This is a genomic window from Parabacteroides sp. merdae-related_45_40 (genome assembly GCF_001915675.1).
In genome coordinates this window covers 90067-108969 of the sequence record NZ_MNQY01000047.1, presented here as the reverse complement: position 1 = coordinate 108969, position 18903 = coordinate 90067, and the positions used below count along the sequence as shown (strand labels likewise).

Annotated in this window: 18 protein-coding genes and 2 tRNA genes; 9 read left to right on the top strand and 11 right to left on the bottom strand. The window is 46.4% G+C overall.

Features of this window, described 5'->3' with window-relative positions; translation table 11 throughout:
- The first annotated feature begins 65 nt into the window (after positions 1-65).
- A complete protein-coding gene (locus BHV83_RS07070; RefSeq protein ID WP_022193190.1) occupies positions 66-173 on the top strand; it encodes a smalltalk protein in 108 nt (35 codons plus the stop codon).
- On the opposite strand, the gene BHV83_RS07065 is transcribed toward BHV83_RS07070, so the two are convergent.
- From BHV83_RS07065 to BHV83_RS07050, 4 genes are all read right to left on the bottom strand, one after another.
- Positions 147-2087: a polysaccharide biosynthesis protein gene (locus BHV83_RS07065; protein ID WP_012056183.1), complete on the bottom strand. Its 1941-nt coding sequence runs from the start codon at positions 2085-2087 to the stop codon at positions 147-149. The genes BHV83_RS07070 and BHV83_RS07065 overlap by 27 nt on opposite strands.
- A gap of 16 nt (positions 2088-2103) precedes the next feature.
- The gene (locus BHV83_RS07060; protein WP_005868553.1) at positions 2104-2484 is read right to left on the bottom strand and encodes a hypothetical protein; all 381 of its coding nucleotides are present in this window, start codon (positions 2482-2484) and stop codon (positions 2104-2106) included.
- A gap of 11 nt (positions 2485-2495) precedes the next feature.
- Positions 2496-3560, bottom strand: coding sequence for a transcription termination/antitermination protein NusG (gene nusG / locus BHV83_RS07055; protein ID WP_286757085.1), 1065 nt, complete (start codon positions 3558-3560; stop codon positions 2496-2498).
- A gap of 507 nt (positions 3561-4067) precedes the next feature.
- On the bottom strand, positions 4068-5000 hold the full coding sequence (locus tag BHV83_RS07050; RefSeq protein WP_005858747.1) for a tyrosine-type recombinase/integrase: 933 nt from the start codon (positions 4998-5000) through the stop codon (positions 4068-4070).
- Between the two features lie 86 nt (positions 5001-5086).
- Here BHV83_RS07050 and BHV83_RS07045 point away from each other — a divergent pair, with 86 nt between their 5' ends.
- From BHV83_RS07045 to BHV83_RS07020, 6 genes are all read left to right on the top strand, one after another.
- A complete protein-coding gene (locus BHV83_RS07045; protein ID WP_227713739.1) occupies positions 5087-5476 on the top strand; it encodes a putative signal transducing protein in 390 nt (129 codons plus the stop codon).
- Positions 5477-5489: 13 nt separating this feature from the next.
- The gene (locus tag BHV83_RS07040) at positions 5490-5672 is read left to right on the top strand and encodes a hypothetical protein (RefSeq protein WP_005868546.1); all 183 of its coding nucleotides are present in this window, start codon (positions 5490-5492) and stop codon (positions 5670-5672) included.
- Positions 5673-5837: 165 nt separating this feature from the next.
- Complete coding sequence (locus BHV83_RS07035; RefSeq protein ID WP_005858752.1) at positions 5838-7172, top strand: NADP-specific glutamate dehydrogenase; 1335 nt, start codon at positions 5838-5840, stop codon at positions 7170-7172.
- Positions 7173-7360: 188 nt separating this feature from the next.
- Positions 7361-8791, top strand: a complete 1431-nt coding sequence (locus tag BHV83_RS07030) for a RapZ C-terminal domain-containing protein (protein WP_258990502.1) — start codon at positions 7361-7363, stop codon at positions 8789-8791.
- On the top strand, positions 8788-9525 hold the full coding sequence (locus tag BHV83_RS07025) for a nucleotidyltransferase family protein (protein ID WP_005858756.1): 738 nt from the start codon (positions 8788-8790) through the stop codon (positions 9523-9525). The genes BHV83_RS07030 and BHV83_RS07025 overlap by 4 nt, the downstream gene beginning before the upstream one ends.
- 15 nt (positions 9526-9540) lie before the next feature.
- Positions 9541-10572, top strand: coding sequence for an endonuclease/exonuclease/phosphatase family protein (locus BHV83_RS07020; RefSeq protein WP_012056179.1), 1032 nt, complete (start codon positions 9541-9543; stop codon positions 10570-10572).
- Between the two features lie 80 nt (positions 10573-10652).
- On the opposite strand, the gene BHV83_RS07015 is transcribed toward BHV83_RS07020, so the two are convergent.
- Positions 10653-13607 (bottom strand): PEP/pyruvate-binding domain-containing protein, encoded by a 2955-nt coding sequence (locus tag BHV83_RS07015; protein ID WP_286757077.1) that lies wholly within the window; start codon positions 13605-13607, stop codon positions 10653-10655.
- Between the two features lie 195 nt (positions 13608-13802).
- Between BHV83_RS07015 and gdhA the strand changes: the two genes are divergently transcribed.
- Positions 13803-15137 (top strand): NADP-specific glutamate dehydrogenase, encoded by a 1335-nt coding sequence (gene gdhA / locus BHV83_RS07010; RefSeq protein ID WP_005868539.1) that lies wholly within the window; start codon positions 13803-13805, stop codon positions 15135-15137.
- A gap of 98 nt (positions 15138-15235) precedes the next feature.
- On the opposite strand, the gene ruvC is transcribed toward gdhA, so the two are convergent.
- Positions 15236-15793 carry a crossover junction endodeoxyribonuclease RuvC gene (ruvC, locus tag BHV83_RS07005; protein WP_286757074.1) on the bottom strand — a complete coding sequence of 186 codons (558 nt, stop codon included), beginning with the start codon at positions 15791-15793 and terminating at the stop codon, positions 15236-15238.
- The gene (locus BHV83_RS07000; RefSeq protein ID WP_005868538.1) at positions 15790-16104 is read right to left on the bottom strand and encodes a DUF4286 family protein; all 315 of its coding nucleotides are present in this window, start codon (positions 16102-16104) and stop codon (positions 15790-15792) included. The genes ruvC and BHV83_RS07000 overlap by 4 nt, the downstream gene beginning before the upstream one ends.
- Positions 16105-16190: 86 nt before the next feature.
- Here BHV83_RS07000 and BHV83_RS06995 point away from each other — a divergent pair.
- A tRNA-Ala gene (locus BHV83_RS06995) sits at positions 16191-16264 on the top strand.
- A gap of 449 nt (positions 16265-16713) precedes the next feature.
- Here the strand turns inward: BHV83_RS06995 and BHV83_RS06990 are convergent.
- From BHV83_RS06990 to BHV83_RS06975, 4 genes are all read right to left on the bottom strand, one after another.
- Positions 16714-17139, bottom strand: coding sequence for a DUF5053 domain-containing protein (locus tag BHV83_RS06990; protein ID WP_036618286.1), 426 nt, complete (start codon positions 17137-17139; stop codon positions 16714-16716).
- A 46-nt stretch (positions 17140-17185) separates the two neighbouring features.
- Positions 17186-17353, bottom strand: a complete 168-nt coding sequence (locus BHV83_RS06985; RefSeq protein WP_008772584.1) for a hypothetical protein — start codon at positions 17351-17353, stop codon at positions 17186-17188.
- Between the two features lie 961 nt (positions 17354-18314).
- A tRNA-Thr gene (locus tag BHV83_RS06980) sits at positions 18315-18387 on the bottom strand.
- 39 nt (positions 18388-18426) lie between these two features.
- Positions 18427-18888, bottom strand: a complete 462-nt coding sequence (locus tag BHV83_RS06975; RefSeq protein ID WP_008772585.1) for a hypothetical protein — start codon at positions 18886-18888, stop codon at positions 18427-18429.
- Between the last annotated feature and the right edge of the window lie 15 nt (positions 18889-18903).

Below are 18903 nucleotides of genomic sequence, written 5' to 3'. Positions count from 1 at the left end.
GGGGCACGCTTCGGCGTGCTCATTGATACAGACTTCGTATTATCAACCTTATAAAACAAATTTAAATGAGTGAAAAGAAGAAAACCAACGTTTGGAGCGTAATCATCAAAGTAGTCATCGCCATAGCCACCACCATCGCCGGGGCCTTAGGCATCAGTGCTTGCGCTTTCTAACGCCTTATCCAAGACCTCGTACTTGGAGTGCCGGCTTTTGAACTCGGGGACGATCGCCTTCATCTTGCCCACGATGGCCATATCGTCCCTCGAGCGGCCTAGGCCGACGAGTTCATCTATATCTTGGCAAACCGTATCATAATCGTACTCCCGTACCTTGGCGATCTTGATCTTCGGATGGAAGGTAGGCAGCGTGATCTCCTCGTCGTTCAGTACCTCCTCGTACAGCTTCTCGCCGGCACGAAGACCCGTAAACCGGACCTCTACGTTCTTGGCGCCCGAAAGCTGAATCATACGTTTCGCCAAATCGATGATACGCACGGGTTTGCCCATGTCGAAGACGAAGATCTCCCCACCGTTACCCATCGTACCCGCCTCCAATACCAACCGGCAGGCCTCCGGGATCAGCATGAAGAAACGGATGATATCCGGATGCGTCACTGTCACGGGACCGCCCTTGGCAATCTGTTCACGGAACAATGGGATCACGGAGCCGTTAGAACCCAGCACGTTGCCGAAGCGGGTCGTAACGAACTGCGTCACGCCTTCCACATGGCCCTCCTTGATCGCTTTGTCGAGGCTCTGCACGTAAATCTCGCAGATACGTTTCGAGCAACCCATCACGTTCGTAGGATTCACCGCCTTGTCCGTGGAGATCATCACGAACTTCCTCGTGCCATACTTCACGGCCAAGTCGGCGATCACACGGGTACCGTCCACGTTGTTACCCACACTCTCGCAAGGATTATCCTCCATCATCGGAACGTGCTTATAAGCCGCCGCATGGAACACGTAGGCGGGGCGATGCTCCGAGAAGATCTCCTCCATGCGAGACTTGTTAGCGATGTCCGCCACCAAGGTATAGGCGTTGATATCCCGCCAATCCCTCGCCATCATCAAGCGGATGTCGTGCAAGGGGGTCTCCGCCTGATCTACCAAGATCAAGCGATCCGGAGTGAACGAGGCGATCTGGCGCACCATCTCGCCACCGATGCTGCCGGCGGCTCCCGTTATCAGGATGCGTTGACCACGAAGCAAGCGGCCCACCGCCTCCATGTCTATCTCTATCTTTTCCCGGGGAAGCAGATCCTCGATCTCAACCTTCCGGAGTTGTGTATGTGTCAAATCGCTCCTGCCATCCCATTCTTGTGCCGCCGGGGTCACGTAGATCTTGATCCCCGCCTCCGCCAAACGGGCCACCATATCCGGCTGTTCCCGGATGGAGTCGCTCTTCAAGGGGGAGACGAAAAGGATCGTCGCCCGCTCCCGGCGCATCGCATCGATCAGCTCCTCATCGAAAGGGTACACACGCACTCCCATCAATATACGATTCTGCATGTTCCCGGCCTCCGAGACGAAGCCTGCCAGCACGTACTGTGCGGGATCTTGGTTCTGGATGCTCTTCGCCAAACTGATACCGCCCTGCTTCACGCCGAAGATAAAGGCACGCTCAGCCTTCGACTGGCGAAAGGTCGTCACGTAGAAATACTTCACGAACACACGCATCGCCCACATCAAGCTCATCGCCAGCAGGGAGGATAGCACAAGGTCTCGTTTACGGATATACACCAAGTAAGGCGAAAAATCCGTAAACTCTTGGAAGGTCACCACGCAAACCACACCGAACAGCACGGCGAAGCCCACCCGTTGCAAATCCACGAAGGAAGAGTAACGAATGATGCCCGAATACGTACGGAACAGCCTAAAGCCCACCAGATAAGGCACTAGGCAAACACCCCACGTGAGCGACAGGTGCCAAAAGATGCCCATCGTGGCGAAGATCCCGTTATTCAAGGCATATACCAGCAAGCCTGAAAACAGGATCACCAAGCAATCCAACAGGATAATGCTCCAATACGGCAACGCTTTCCTTGAGAAATACCACGTTGAGAGTTTAGAAAAAAGGTTCATCATGAATAAAATTTTTGGTTCATGTCAGCTGGGGCAAGCCCTCCACCTCACCGGCATGCCATCTTCGGTAGTCAGTCAAGGAGGATTCGGGGACGGTCAGCACCACGTAATCCGTCTCGTCCTGCCTCAAAATATGTTTACGGGCGTACGAACGCAACGAGCGATCCGTCACGGACACCATCACGATCGGGAACGGGTAGGCGAACAGGCGCAGCGGCGTGATCTCGCTATCCGGGAAGGTGAGACACAACTGATAGGCAGAACGCTCGAAAGCCACCCAATAAGGACCCGTACAATATAAATGGATCGAGGTACGGTTCGTGCGCTCACGATCCATGATCTCGCTCAGATGCTCGTTTAGTAACGTAACCAAGCGTATGCCAGAAGGAAGAGAAGGCATGTTTTGAATTTTTAATTTTCAATTCCCACGTGTTTTAGCCAGCGGTCGTAGTCGGCTAACCGACGGATCAAGGATAATTTACTCTTCTTCGGGGAGGATTCCCGGCTCCACGGATCGATCAACTCGTGCGCACGATAATAATAGATACTGCTATCCGTACAACCATAAAGCGTAAGTAGTAATAATGCCAACGACTGTTCCGCACGAATCAAGGGTAAGAACGAGACGATCGTTCCGATCAACGACTTTTGCCGCTCCTCGTCCCCTAGTATCGTATAGGCGGGCAACAAGAGAGAATAGAGCTTGCACCGCATCACGGCAGAATCCAGCTGTAACTCTCCATAGGCACGCAAGGTCTCGGTCGCCAGCTCACGATCTATAGCCGTAACGCCACCATCCCCCCAATGACGGCCCAACGCCTCATGAAGACCATTTTGTATCCGGAAATTGTCCAAACGGGTATATACATGCTTGCCTTCCTCGGCCAAGCTGATCACCTCATACTCGCCCGGCTGAACACGCAATAAAGGAACCCACATCCAGTTGTCCACGCATACCATTACCTCCCGCTCGCCAACACCGGGCTGTATTACTACACTTGCCTCAACACCTTTGAAACGACCATCCGTGATGCGTATCCGGTCACCTTTACGCAAATAACCCGCTTCCGGCACATACACCGGAAGCTCATCCGAATAAGAACGAGCCACCCAACGCAAGTTTTCCATCTCACGATCGGAGACAAAAGGATATGAGCCACGGCCATCCACGCTAGGCAGGAAATTATACAAGGGAAAATCTCGTTTCAAACGAAAGATCTCATACACAGAAGAGCGGATAAACACATAATTGTAGAGCAACGGACGGTGAGTCTCCACCAAACGCCCCTCACGGCGATGCATCTCCACGAAAGAGGGGGCGAAAAAATCGAACGTAGGCTCGCCCAAACGCACCCTGCGATCTAACTCCTTCTCCAAACCCTTGGCTGGACCTTTGTGACAAGCGGGAAGAGATAATACATACCATCTTACGGTGTGGACATCACGCAATGGTAAAGGGGGAAGATCATGACCCATAGATACTTCAATGCCATATCAGCACATTCTATTAATACGCTGATAATCTAATACTTAAATCAAACATTCTTTTCTATTCCCGAAAATTTTAAAGCAATAGAAACCATGTCAATATCTCTTCTATCGGGACGTGGAAGATCGGCTACTTGGGAAGTAGCGTAAAAGATAGGAAATGATTATTACCCAGTTGTAGAGACGGAGCGTGCTCCGTCTCCCACCGTCTGGCAGTAATTTAAAATACCCATTTGAGGGGATGAGACGGGGCACGCCCCGTCTCTACACGATGTTCGTACGATTTTTTTGGGAGACGTGATGATGCAGGAAATATGAGGTCGTTTCGTCTCCATTGTCGTGCCCATACACCACGAATAGAAACGAAAAATCGAAGAAAGATAAATTCAGAAAACAAACAAAGCCTACACAAAGCCTAAAAATTGTTTGTTATTCGGTGTTTTTTACTAAATTTGCGGCGTGGAAGATTACGCTACTTCCCAAGTAGCCGATCGCCTACCCCACCTTTGATACATTATTATATATGCTCTCGAAGCAAGCCTTGTTCACCGCAGACATCTTATCCAAAGAGAAGCTCTTCAAATAGATTTGCGTCGTCTTGATTGATTGGTGTCCCAGCAATTCGCTGATCATCTCGATCGGTACACCCTGTTCCTTCAAGGTCGTAGCGAAAGAGTGACGGATTGAGTACGAGGTAACCATTTCCGTCACACCACAGGCATTTGCCAGTTCCTTCAAGGAACTGTTGAAATCAGCCAAGGCAGAGGTATATTCCCGGAAGGCCTCTTCACCCGTTTTCGTCCCACTCAAGAAAGTGAATAGATAAGGAGAATCCCTAAGCGTGTCGGTCATTAACGCAGCCAACAACTCCTTGGCCACAGGCTGTATCTCGACCAACATCGGCGTACCCGTCTTCTGGCGGTTATACCTCAAGACACCACTCCGGATATCACTCTTTTTCAAATGAGCGAAATCGACAAACGCCATACCGCAAAACAAGAACATCAAACACAATGCCCGCTGTGTTTTCCGCAGCCCCGAATCATCCAACGGAGCGGTCATCAACAAACGCAAGGATTCCGTAGGCAACGCCTTCTTCTGTTTGCTTTTCACTCCCATGAAAATCCCCTTGAACAAATAACGGGAAAAAGGAGCCTCCCCATTCTCCATCGCCAACCCATACACACGGCGAATCCTACGCATATAGGTAGACACCGTATTCCACGAGCATTCCCGGTCCCGCAAATAGTCTTGATACCTCAAAAGCATTTCCCGGTCGATACGGGTATAAGGAATCACCTCCTGCCCACAAAAACGCAGGAATGAATTCAAGGCATCTTGATAACTCTTGGCGGACGAATAACGTCCTTGCTCTCTCAATCGGGCTATATACATCCGCATACCCTCCGCTAAATCATACTGTTTCATATTTTCACGTATAAAAAAAGTAAATTACAATAAAAAACACGGTTAATTCGTGATTGTCTACTTACATTTGCAGAAAAACAAATACCATGGACAAGATCGTAGAAATAGCCCGGTTCACCTATCCGGCGGATGCCCAACCGCTGATGACCCTGTTGAGGTCGGAAGGGATAGAATGTTATCTCCGCAATGAGTTAAGCAGCCAGATCATGGCCGGTTACGTAGACGTAGGCGGCGCACGGGTGGAGATTCTGGAATGCGACGTTCCCCGAGCCATGAAGATCATGGAGGAAGGCGGTTACGACCTGCCCCGGGAAGACGAGCAAGCGGAACCGGTAGAACAAGTCGCCGGATTCGCACGTCATATCCCTTTTCTACGAAAATATCCCTTAGAGAAACAAATCATGATCCTATTCGTCATCATAGCTGTCTTTTTGGCTTTGGTGATTTACTTCGGATCGCTTATTTCCTCAAACTAAACAAATGTAATCAATGGCACGCAGAAAGATAACAAATAGTCAAGCCGTATGTATCACCTTACTATGGGGTGTCTTATGCTACATGCTGCTTGTATACAGCGAAACAATCAATTTCGACGTCATATTTGCCCTTGTAGCCTCCGCTATCATTGTGTTCGTTCCGATCTATAAGAGTTTCAAGCATAGAGATGAATAACATTTCGTCGTTTTTTCAAACTTAATATATCTAAATGATATTTTTTACGCATTTTCTCTTTCAATTATTTGCTAGTGTCAAAAATTAGCTTACCTTTGCCACGTCGTTAAACAAACGGCGTACGGATAACAAAATGGTATAACATTCTAAATATAAAATTCAGTCATGAAGGCAAGTGAAGTTTTAGACAACTTGAAAAGAAGATTTCCGAACGAACCGGAATATCATCAAGCAGTATCAGAGGTTTTAGGGACTATCGAGGAAGCTTACAACGAGCATCCGGAATTTGAGAAAAGCAACTTGATCGAGCGCCTTTGTATCCCCGATCGCATTTTCTCTTTCCGTGTAACTTGGATGGACGATAAGGGACAAATCCAGACGAACATGGGTTACCGTATCCAGCACAACAACGCTATCGGCCCGTACAAAGGCGGTATCCGTTTCCACGCTTCCGTAAACCAATCGATCCTTAAGTTCTTGGCTTTTGAGCAAACGTTTAAAAATTCACTGACTACATTGCCGATGGGTGGTGGTAAAGGAGGTTCCGACTTTAGCCCGAGAGGAAAGTCAAACGCTGAGATCATGCGTTTCTGCCAAGCCTTCATCCTTGAGTTATGGCACCATATCGGTCCGGACACGGATGTTCCCGCCGGCGATATCGGTGTAGGCGGACGTGAGGTGGCTTATATGTATGGAATGTACAAGAAATTGGCTCGTGAGAATACGGGCACATTCACGGGTAAGGGTATCGAGTTCGGAGGTTCCTTGATCCGTCCGGAAGCTACAGGTTACGGAAACGTATATTTCTTGTTGCAGATGCTGAAAACCCGCAACATTGATATCAAAGACAAGGTAGTTTGTGTATCAGGTTCCGGAAACGTGGCTCAATATACGGTAGAGAAATTAATCAGTCTTGGAGCGAAAGTTGTCACGATGTCTGATTCCGACGGTTATATCTATGATCCGGATGGTATCGACCGTGAGAAACTGGATTATATCATGGAGTTGAAGAACTTGTATCGTGGCCGTATCCGTGAATACGCAGAGCAATACGGATGCAAATATGTACAAGGCGCTCGTCCTTGGGGAGAGAAATGCGACATCGCTATGCCGAGCGCAACCCAGAATGAGTTGAACGGCGACGATGCCAAGACTTTATTGGCCAACGGTTGCTTCGCCGTATCCGAAGGCGCTAACATGCCTTCTACGCCGGAAGCTATCGACGCATTCCTTGAGGCCAAGATCCTTTACGCTCCGGGTAAGGCCGCTAACGCAGGTGGTGTATCCGTTTCCGGTCTTGAGATGACTCAGAACGCACAGAAGTTAAGTTGGAGCAGCGAGGAAGTAGACCAGAAACTTCAGAGCATCATGGAAAACATCCACGAGCAATGCGTAAAATACGGAAAGCAAGAGGATGGTTACGTAAACTACGTGAAAGGCGCCAACGTAGCCGGTTTCATGAAGGTCGCTAAGGCTATGATGGCACAAGGAATACTCTAGGTAATTGAAAATTGAGAATTGAGAATTGAAAATTAGTTAGAGAGAAGCGATTGATGATCATATAAGCGAGGGGGATAGGCTTTGAGAGGCTATTCCCCTTTCTTATTTCCGACGAAGTCCCAATTTTCAATTTTCAATTCTTAATTTTCAATTAAAAAGCGGTATCTTAGTGCCGTAAATCGATAAGTATGATAACAGAAGAACTTAGGAAGCTATACCAATCATATACCGGATCACCGGCAGAGGAAATAACGGAGTTACCGTCATCCGGCTCTAACCGCCGGTATTTCAGGATAAAAGGTCCTGAGACGTTGATTGGAGTTAGTGGCACTTCTATTGAGGAGAACGAGGCTTTTATCTATATGGCAAAACATTTCCGGGGGAAGGGCTTACCCGTACCGCAAGTATATGCCAGCTCGGACGACCATTCATTTTATATCCAAGAAGATTTAGGAGATACGCTTCTTTTCAACGCCATTGAGAAAGGCCGTAAAAGCAGTGTATTCGACGAGGAGGAACGCCGTTTATTACACAAGACGATCACCAAACTCCCCGACATCCAGTTCTTGGGGTCCGACGGTTTCGATTTCTCGTATTGCCATTCGCAAGCCGAGTTCAACCAACGGTCTATCCTTTGGGACTTGAATTATTTCAAGTACTGTTTCTTAAAGGCTACCGGGATGGAGTTTCAAGAAAACCGTCTGGAAGATGATTTCTTGAAGATGAGCGACGTATTGTTACGCAGTTCATCCGCCACGTTCCTATACCGTGATTTCCAGTCACGCAATGTTATGGTAAAGGACGGAGAGCCTTGGTTTATTGATTTTCAAGGTGGACGAAAAGGCCCGGTTTATTACGACGTGGCTTCCTTCCTTTGGCAGGCGAAAGCGAAATATCCGGAGGATCTGAGGAATGAATTACTATCGGATTATATCACGGCCCTACGTAAATATATCCCGGTAGACGAGGCTTACTTCCATAGCCAGCTGCGCCATTTCGTCCTGTTTAGGACCTTGCAGGTATTGGGGGCTTATGGTTTCCGGGGGTATTTCGAGAAAAAGCCTCATTTCATCCAAAGCGTCCCGTTCGCGATCGAGAACCTGCGGCAGTTATTGAAGAATGACTATCCGGAATATCCCTATTTATGCTCCGTCCTTCGTGAGCTTACCGGGTTGAAACAATTCACGGATGATATCCAGAAACATATGCTGGAAGTAAAGGTCATGAGCTTCGCCTATAAAAAAGGAATCCCGAACGACCCTAGCGGGAACGGAGGTGGATTCGTATTCGATTGCCGTGCGATAAATAACCCCGGTAAATACGAGCGTTACAACCATTTCACCGGTTTGGATGAGCCAGTGATCCAGTTCTTGGAGGATGACGGGGAGATCACGAACTTCCTCGAGCATGTCTACCATATCGTAGACGCCTCGGTAAAACGATATATGGATCGTGGATTCACCAATTTAATGATTTGTTTCGGATGTACGGGAGGACAGCACCGTTCGGTCTATTCCGCACAACATCTGGCGGAACATCTTAACACCAAGTTCGGAGTAAAAGTACATTTAGTACATAGAGAACAAAATATAGAACAACTCTTTAACCCTACATTATGAAAGCTATGATTTTCGCGGCCGGTACTGGTTCCAGACTGAAGCCGTTAACCGATCACACGCCAAAAGCGCTTATACCTATCGGGGGTAAACCGATGCTAGAACACGTCATACTGAAACTGAAATCCTCCGGTTTCGACCAGATCGTGATCAATATCCACCATTTAGGCAACCAGATCGTGGATTTTCTGGAGGCGAACAACAACTTCGGTGTCCGGATCGAAATCTCGGACGAGAGCGATTATCTGCTGGACACGGGAGGAGGAATCAAGAAGGCCACTTCTCTTTTATGCGGGAACGAGCCTTTCTTGATACATAATGTCGATATCTTATCGAACGTGGATCTCAAGAAACTATACGATACCCATGTACAAACGAACCCGTTGGCTACCTTACTCGTCAGCCAGCGCAATACCTCACGTTATCTATTATTTAATAAGGAGAATAGACTGTGTGGTTGGCGTAATCATGAGACCGGCGAGGTAAAATCTTACTATCCCTATTTTGACCCGGATCAACACAACGAGTACGCCTTTAGCGGAATCCACGTACTCTCGCCCAAGATATTGGAGCTGATGGAAGAATGGACCGGAAAGTTCTCTATCATTAACTTCTATCTGGCTATTTGCGCCAAAACCGATATCAGGGCTTATATGGCGGATAACCTAAAACTATTGGATATCGGCAAGCCGGAAACCTTGGCCGCCGCCGAGGAATGGCTACGACAAAACATCTAACAAAATATTTCACACATGAAAAAAACTAGTTTTATCTACTTACTCTTGTTGATCGCGCTGGGCCTCAGCTCTTGCCAGCAAGAGAAGACTTTCAAGGTTCTTCAATTCAACATCTGGCAGGAAGGCGCTGTCGTAAAAGGAGGCTTTGACGCTATCGCTGACGAGATCGTAAGAAGTAACGCCGATTTCGTTACGTTAAGCGAGGTACGTAATTATCATCAGACCCGTTTTTGCGACCGGATCGTGGAAGCGTTGCAGCAAAGAGGACAAACGTACTATTCTTTCTACACCGAGGATTCCGGTCTGTTAAGCCGCTACCCGATCACGGATAGCACGACCGTCTATCCCTTGAACGATGACAGGGGTAGTATGTACAAGGCCATTACCCACATCGGCGATACCGAGGTAGCTCTTTACACCGCCCATCTGGATTATCGCAATTGCGCTTATTACGATGCCCGTGGATACGACGGAAATACATGGGACGAGGAACCTCCTGTCACCAATCTGGACACACTCCTATGGTTGAACGAGCAATCTGTCCGTGACGACGCTATCGCTTGCTTCCTGAAAGAGGCGAAAAAGGATCGGGAAGCCGGACGGATCGTTATCCTCGGAGGGGACTTTAACGAGCCTTCCCATCTGGACTGGACCGAGGCGACCAAAGATATGAGAGACCACCAAGGATTGGTTGTTCCTTGGCACGTATCCGTCATGCTGGAGAAAGACGGCTTCAAAGATACGTACCGTGAGATCTTCCCGAACCCTGTAACTCATCCGGGACTTACCTGCCCGGCAGACTGTAAGGATATCGCTTTAGAGAAATTGGTTTGGTCGCCGAAAGCGGACGATAGAGATCGCATCGATTTCATCCATTATGCTCCATTCGAGGGATTAACGCTTACAGATGTATGTATCATCGGTCCGAAAGGTGACATCCTCCGTGGGCAAAGAGAGACGGAAGAGACCTCCGACCCGATCATGACTCCCCTTGGAATCTGGCCTACCGACCACAAAGCGGTTCTTGCCACTTTCCACTTGAAATAAAAAATGGATTCGCGAGACCCGTCTTACCGGCTCGTCTCGCAAATCCACAAACAACTATCTTCTCTTGAAACGCTATCTTTTTATGGTTTCAATACCACGCCAAGACTTTTCTTCCCATCCATCTTAATCGTAATCGGAGCATCAAAACGTACATGACGAAGATATTCCGTCTCCTCTACGGCAGGTTGCGCATTCAAGAACGCCTCATCGAACCAACCATCTCCCTTAAATGGATTAACCGTAAAATAGCCCACTCCGAACGAAGTCAGGTTCTGGAAGAAATGGGTACCTTGACTCGGGTCTACCCGATAATTCTCCAATCCGCACTCCACGATCACCCGTGCGTTACTGATATGCGGCCATTTCACCGGGATACCCAACCAAGAGTCGCTGCTCCCCCATCGACCGGGGCCGACTAATACGTATCCTTTCTCCTGATCGGTAAACGAACGGTTCATCTTCTCGATCTCATAAGCGATCAACTGATTATTGGATGAATTAAAAGCGCCCGTCTTTACATAGATAATATCCTGTACATCGCCAACGATGCCATGCCCCAAAACACTGGTAGAAGAAAGGATGGTTTCCTCGTTCTTCACCAAGCTCAGATCCTCGTCCATAATCTCTTTATTATCTACGATCGGACGGATTTGCAACAGATAGAAAGTCGCCCTCGTATGATCCGACGGGTCCATGTTGACAGCGAACTCAATCTCTACCGGACGGCCCATTTCCTGCTGCCCGATCCGTAAGATCTGATCCAACGTATCCGCCAGCGGGAACACGTCATGCTGTAGGATATTCACGAAAGAAAGGATCTTACGACCGCCCGGATAATAACCGTCACGGATAATCTGATCGTACGGATCGTATGTAGAGACAATATATTTCAAGGAACCCTCAGCGTCCGCCTCCTTCAAGCCCAGCTTCACCAAGTTAAAGGCATCATCTACCGAGAAAGCCTCCGCCATATTCTTCAAATCCAAGGCATAGAAACGAGTCTGCGTTTCCCTAAGAGCGAAATCCATCGTACTCATCTGCAAGATACTATGGGGATGTCGGGGAGAGAAACGCAAGGTTTGCCCGCCATCGACGATATATTTACCCAATCCCAAGGCGATATTCGCAATCCCATCCTCCGCCTTCTCGTTACCGATCGGATAGAAATTCAAGGAACGGGCCACGCCCGACATCGTCGGATAGAAATGATCATTATAACGGGAGCCCACCACTTCTTGCAAGACGATAGCCATCTTCTCCTGATCGATCAAGTTCGAGGTAGCCGTCATATACGCCTTACTATCCTTATAAAAGACAGAGGCATACACCGCCTTGATAGCGTCGCTCACCGTACGGAGCATATCGTATTTCTCCTCGATCTTAGGTACCATATACGTAGAATAGATCCCGGCGAAAGGTTGATAATGCGAATCTTCCAGCAGGCTGGAGGAACGCACGGCGATCGGGCTTTTCACCACATCGAAGAAAGCCATCAAGTCCTCGATTAAACGGGAGGGCAAGCTGGCCCGCAAGAAATACCGGAGGATCGTCTCGTCGTCCGCATCGCCCAGCGCTACCGGATACAACTCGTTCGTCTCCATGAACTCGTCGAAGATATCGGTACAGATCACGACCGTCTTCGGGATATTCACGGCAAAATTATCACTCTCCAGCTTAGGGTATCGCTTCACCATCGCACCGATAAAGGCAAGACCTCTACCCTTACCTCCCAGCGAACCGTCGCCGATACGGGCAAAATTACTATACTCATCAAAACGATCCTTCTGATAAACCGCCACGACACCCGTGTTCTTCATCCGGCGATATTGCACGATCAAGTCGAAAATCAATTTCCGGGCCTCATCCATATCCTTATAGTCACTCACGTCCACATGCTTCAAAACCTCGGCGGGTGGAAACATGGCACGAGAATAAAAGAAACGGGAGAAATGATTCCGGGAGAGATGGTAAACCAGCGAGTCGTCGGGAATCTGGAAGACTTTCTTTTGAAGGTCTTTCAAATCCTTGATGCGCATGATCTCCTCTTTCGTATGCGGATTCAGGATCACGAAATCGCCGAAGCCGAAACGCTGCATGATCTTCTTTTTCAAATCCTGCGGATAACTCTTGGAATTCTTATCGATAAACGAGGCGTTCAGTTCCTTCGCATATATATGGTTGCTGGCCTCCGAAGACTCCAACACGAAAGGAATGATCAAACCCGTTTTCCGTACATACTGTCCGAACTTATAACCGGCATACGGATCTTTCACGCCATTGTGCATAAAACTCATATCCGAGATAATACCCAACATATTATCCCGATACTGATCAAAAATACGTACTGCCTCCTCGTAATTCCGGGCCAATTTGATCTTCGGACGGCCACGCATACGCAACGTACGCTGGTGATCGTTCAACGCCTCCTTCGCGAACATCTGGCTTTGCTCCAGCACGAACTTATATAAATGAGGCAAAGCGGACGAATAGAAACGAATGGAATCCTCCACCAACAAGATGATCTGTACGCCCACGCTGGCCGTATCGTCCGGAGCGTTCATCTTATCCTCGATCAACTTGATAATCGCCAGTAACAACTCCGAGTTACCCAACCAGCTGAACACATAATCGATAGCACTCAGATCCTCGTTGGCGATCCGCTTAGACACCTCTTTCGAGAAAGGAGTCAATACAACGATCGGGATATTCGGATAATGCACCTTTATCTCGCTCGCCGCAGCGAATATATCCCGGTTATCCATATTCGGCATGCAAATGATCAATTCGAAGTTCCGGTTCTTCAACTCATTCAAAGCCTCCTCCTCGGTAGTCACCTGCGTAAACCGGGGTGGGTAACGGAGGCTTAAGGAAGTATATTCGTTAAATATCTGCTCATCTACACGCCCGTCATCTTCCAGCATGAAGGAATCATATTTCGTAGCGATAAGCAATACATTATATATACGCTTATTCATTAGATTTGCAAACGGGGTGTCTCTGAACACCAAGTCTTTTAAGTTCGGTATACTGCTCATAATAGATTCTGATAGAATTATTCGAGTCAAATGTAAGGAAAAATAATAACTATTGAAACATGAAAGTACGCATTCTGACTCTAACTGAAGATTTTTAGGTTTTCACTGATAAAAAGTAAGCGAAACTCTTGGTCATTCCAAAGAATTACCTACATTTGCCAACAGAATGTTATCCTTTTAAAGAATATAAATGCTATGAAGACTGAAGTTATTTTATCAGCGCTAGAGGCAAAACATCCGGGAGAAAAGGAGTATTTGCAAGCAGTAAAAGAAGTGCTTTTATCAATTGAGGAAGTGTACAACCAACATCCGGAATTTGAGAAAGCGAAAATCATTGAACGCCTAGTTGAGCCGGAACGTATTTTCACTTTCCGTGTGCCTTGGGTAGATGATAAAGGTGAGATACAAGTTAACTTGGGATACCGTGTTCAGTTCAACAACGCAATCGGCCCGTACAAGGGAGGTATCCGTTTCCACCCGTCCGTTAACTTGTCTATCTTGAAATTCTTAGGATTCGAGCAAACATTTAAAAACGCTTTGACAACCCTTCCGATGGGTGGTGGCAAAGGTGGTTCCGATTTCGCTCCGAGAGGAAAGAGCGATGCCGAGATCATGCGTTTCTGCCAAGCGTTTATTCTTGAATTATGGCGTAATCTTGGTCCGGACAGGGATGTTCCGGCTGGCGATATAGGCGTAGGTGGCCGTGAGGTAGGTTATATGTACGGTATGTACAAGAAATTGGCTCGCGAGAACACAGGCACGTTCACGGGTAAGGGCATGGAGTTCGGAGGTTCTATCCTTCGTCCGGAAGCTACCGGCTTCGGCGCTCTTTATTTCGTACATCAAATGTTGGAGACTCACGGAATCGATATCAAGGACAAGACGGTCGCCATCTCCGGTTTCGGCAACGTGGCTTGGGGTGCCGCTACAAAGGCAACCGAGTTGGGCGCTAAAGTGGTTACTATCTCTGGTCCTGACGGATATATCTATGATCCGGCGGGTATCTCCGGCGAGAAGATCGACTATATGTTGGAATTGCGTAATTCCGGAAATGATATCGTAGCTCCTTACGCAGACGAATTCCCGGGCTCTACCTTCTATCCCGGCAAGAAACCTTGGGAACAAAAAGTAGATATAGCCTTGCCATGCGCTACCCAGAATGAGTTGAACGAGGCTGACGCTCGTAAGTTGATCGAGAACAAGACTTTGTGCGTAGCTGAGGTTTCTAACATGGGTTGTACGGCTGAGGCTGTAGACTTGTTCATCGAGCATAAGCAGTTATTCGCTCCGGGTAAGGCTGTCAACGCCGGTGGTGTAGCTACTTCCGGATTAGAGATGACTCAGAACGCTATGCATATCTCATGGACCGCCGCCGAGGTAGACGCTAAATTACATCAGATCATGAGCGCAATCCACGAACAATGCGTAGCTCACGGTAAAGATGGCGAATATATCAATTATGTAAAAGGCGCGAATATCGCAGGCTTCATGAAAGTAGCGAAAGCTATGATGGCTCAAGGTATCGTATAAGAATAAGGTCAGTTTAGGCTAAATAAAAACATAGTTATGAATTCTTTGAACCTTAGTTATGGTTTGAGAATTTCATAACTATGTTTTTTAAGCTCATATCAGCGGACTTTCCCGGGGTTCTTAGCGATAAAATCCTTCCATCCCTTATACTTCTTTTCCGAGATCGGATTATTGGTTTGGAAATAATGACAAACAGCCGCCGCCAACCCATCCGTAGCGTCCAATTGCGGAAGCATAGACTCATCCGGTATCTTCAGATAGCGTTGTAGCATGCCGGCCACTTGTTCTTTCGCCGCATTTCCATTCCCCGTGATCGAGAGCTTGATTTTTAGAGGGGCGTACTCGAAGATCGGGACATCCCGCTCTAAAGCCGCCGCCATCGCTACTCCTTGTGCCCTTCCGAGTTTCAACATACTCTGTACGTTCTTCCCGAAGAAAGGCGCCTCGATAGCCAACTCATCCGGATGGTATTGATCGATCAAGGCCAAGACCCGTTCGAATATCTTACGCAGACGGAGATAATGATCCTCATATTTATTCAATTGCAGGATTCCCATAGCTTCCAGCTTCGGTTTATTCCCCTCGATCTTCAAGATTCCGTATCCCATCACGATCGTACCGGGGTCTATGCCTAATATAATACGGTCCTTGATCATTTAGGTAGCTCTATATCTTCCAACAGGGTAGAGAATCCAGCGATCTTCTCTTTATAACGTCCTATCAAATCTTGCTGCAAGGCTCCGCCTTCCTTACGCACCCACTCATTCAACGAATCGATATCCCTCGTATGAAACTGTACGGAAAAACTTTCACCTTCCTCATTCCGCGAATCCAAGATCCGTCTCAAATAAGGACTATAAAGGATACCGCTCTCGGAGGCTTTCGGTATATAACTATTCTTCAAATATTCCAGACACTCATCCACGATATCCTTATGGATATGAAAAGTCGTATTATAAACTATCATCTTCTTTCCTTTCTCTTGAAATTTCTTATACAAAGATAGCGCATATATCAAGAAAAGCCTTATATTTGCACATGAATTAACAAGACGGGGCATTAGCTCATCTGGCTAGAGCGACAGACTGGCAGTCTGTAGGTGATCGGTTCGAGTCCGATATGCTCCACAATTTAGCATATATCAAACATTTAGGGAATATCCAGCAACGGGTATTCCCTTTTGTCATTGATACTCTCTATGAGGCTTAGCAGGTATTGGTGTATTAGGTATCAGCCAACCTCTTGTCATAGTCACATATTCTGGGTAATCAGTTAAGACATGCGGCATTTAGTTTAAAACTCTTCTATACCCACACATTTATTTATTTTTTGTGAAGGAGGAATAACTCTTGAAACAGAAGGCTGTTGTGTATAGTTTTGCATAAAGGTTATTTTTAAGGGAAACTACAATATATTATTAATCCTAGCCCAATAAAATCAAGGCCAATTGTAATTGGTTTACAACACCTAGAAAATAATATTGTGCAATGTAAAAATGAGGAAACCTTACGAGAAAAACAAGAAAGCCCCACTTTAAAATAAAGCAGGGCCAAAATTATTGTCAAACACTTCGAGCTTAAGCAAACTTAAGCGCAGTTTCATTTATCCTCTTACTCAAATCCAGCAGAGCTTCCGCAAAACGTTTACGTTCCTCTTCCGTAAATTGAGCGGGTTTACCATTAACCTTATTTCCATTTAAACGCTGGTAAAGCCAGTTCTTACTTTTTCCAAAATAAGCCTTCGCTATATAACTCAAAGAGATTGCATTCGCGATATCTCCTAATTCCAAAGCAAGTTTAACATCCTGCAATTCATTCTTAATCGCACGTAATCCTTCACGAGTAGAATCGACAAAAGCCTCACGTTCTTCCCCGGGCATTGATTCCATCTTACGGGCACGCTCTTCTTGAAACATCGCACGCTCCTCGGGAGACAGACTTTGGAACTTTTCAAAATCAGCCTGCATGTCCGCAGTTGGTAAAAATTTTGATAAGTCTCTCATAAATATATTATTTTTATCCCCCCAAAAGAGGGGTCTTGTTTATTACTCAGTTTTTTAGTTTTTCTTCGATCTCCGCAATCATATCCAAAATATCATTGATATATTGCTCGAACTCTGGATCTCCTTTTATTACTCGATTCCCTGTATGGAATTCAAAAAGCAACTTTAGGTTTTCCATTTGTTGAACGAGCTTCTCTCGCTCTTCTTTTGTCATCGACTTAAAATTTATCGTTAATACTCGTTTGGGTTGACAGCACAAATCTAATAATCCAAAGATTATTATACAAATAATCTTCGGATTATTTTCTGCAGTTTTATAGTACTAACAGATCATACCTGCACACCAACATTTGCTGAATGAATCCAGCTCTTCCCTCACTATTAGCAAGAAGGAATATAGGTCGTTATCCCTGCCTTGAATTGGTATGATAACGCTCAGAGCCGCATCTAGCATCTTATCGCCTTTACAGGATAAGGCTTGTACCCTTTTCTCCACCTCAAGGCATAATTCCACCTTGTCTGTCAGAACACCTTTGAAGTTTCACCATCAATTTCATAATGGCTCTACAATCGTACAATAAGGAAATTCGTTCTACAAAAGTGAATAATCCCATAAGACAAAATTTAAAGTTGCTTACCAGTTCCCTCTGGTAAGCTATTAAACACAAAAAAGGCGCAGGAACTACTGAATACTACCATCGTGAGGCTCTCGACTGCCCATCTCTAAGTAATAAACAATAGCCCTACGCCCCTATGGAGTATATTGTCCTTTCACAATGTGGAAAGGTATATAACAACATAGCGAGCGAGGACGTTCTTGCCTATTATCCTTAGAGATTGAAATTGTCGAGATTTCACGATAGGATAATATGTCAAACGCACTTCGTTAACTAAATATGTCCTCCATCAGTGACCTAACGCCTTAGGTGTGACGGACTATAATGCAAAGTTACTAAATCGTTTGAATTGGAAAGAACTTATGGCTTATTAAATGCAAGGTAAACTTAATGAATATATCTAGGGGGGGGGTAGACATGAGGTCGTTCTTCTGTCCGGAATTAAAGGTAGGACATCTAAACTTGGAGCCCTATCGAGGAGTTAATTGTATGTAAATGGTATGTATTATCAACACAAAAAAAGGCAGCTACCATTACGATAGCTACCTTATCATAAAGAGCCGAAAGCCGGACTTGAACCGGCGACCTACGCATTACGAATGCGTTGCTCTACCAGCTGAGCTATTTCGGCAACATTTGTTTCTTTATTTCGGGCGCAAAGATACAGGGTTTATTTGACATCTGCAAGAAGATTCGCTAAAAAATCATCTAAATCCGCATCTAAATCTTTTAATAGAGGATCGTCCAGACGAAGCACATCATCGTCTATGAAGAGAAGTTCCTCTATCACAACAAAATCTTCATCAGTCAAGCTAACAGAAAGAGGTTTCATGAACCGGGGAGCGTCAAAAATATTCTTGGTGGATAAGATCGTAAGGACCGCCTTCACCGAAGCGGCAACCCGCTTATTGAATGCGTTCTCCTCCTCGTTCGAGTTCACCCAATCGAAGATAACGATCTTTTCGATCAAATGCTCCTCATCATCATAAATTTGCAGTTCCCCGCTTTCCGCATCGGCCTGCACATATAAGTCGCTTATAAAATTACCGGACTCATCCTTGGCCAGCTTTTCAATAGCCGACGTAAAAGCATTCTCGATGAGGGATTGAACCTTTGCTATATTTGCGTTCATATATTAATTCTCCTT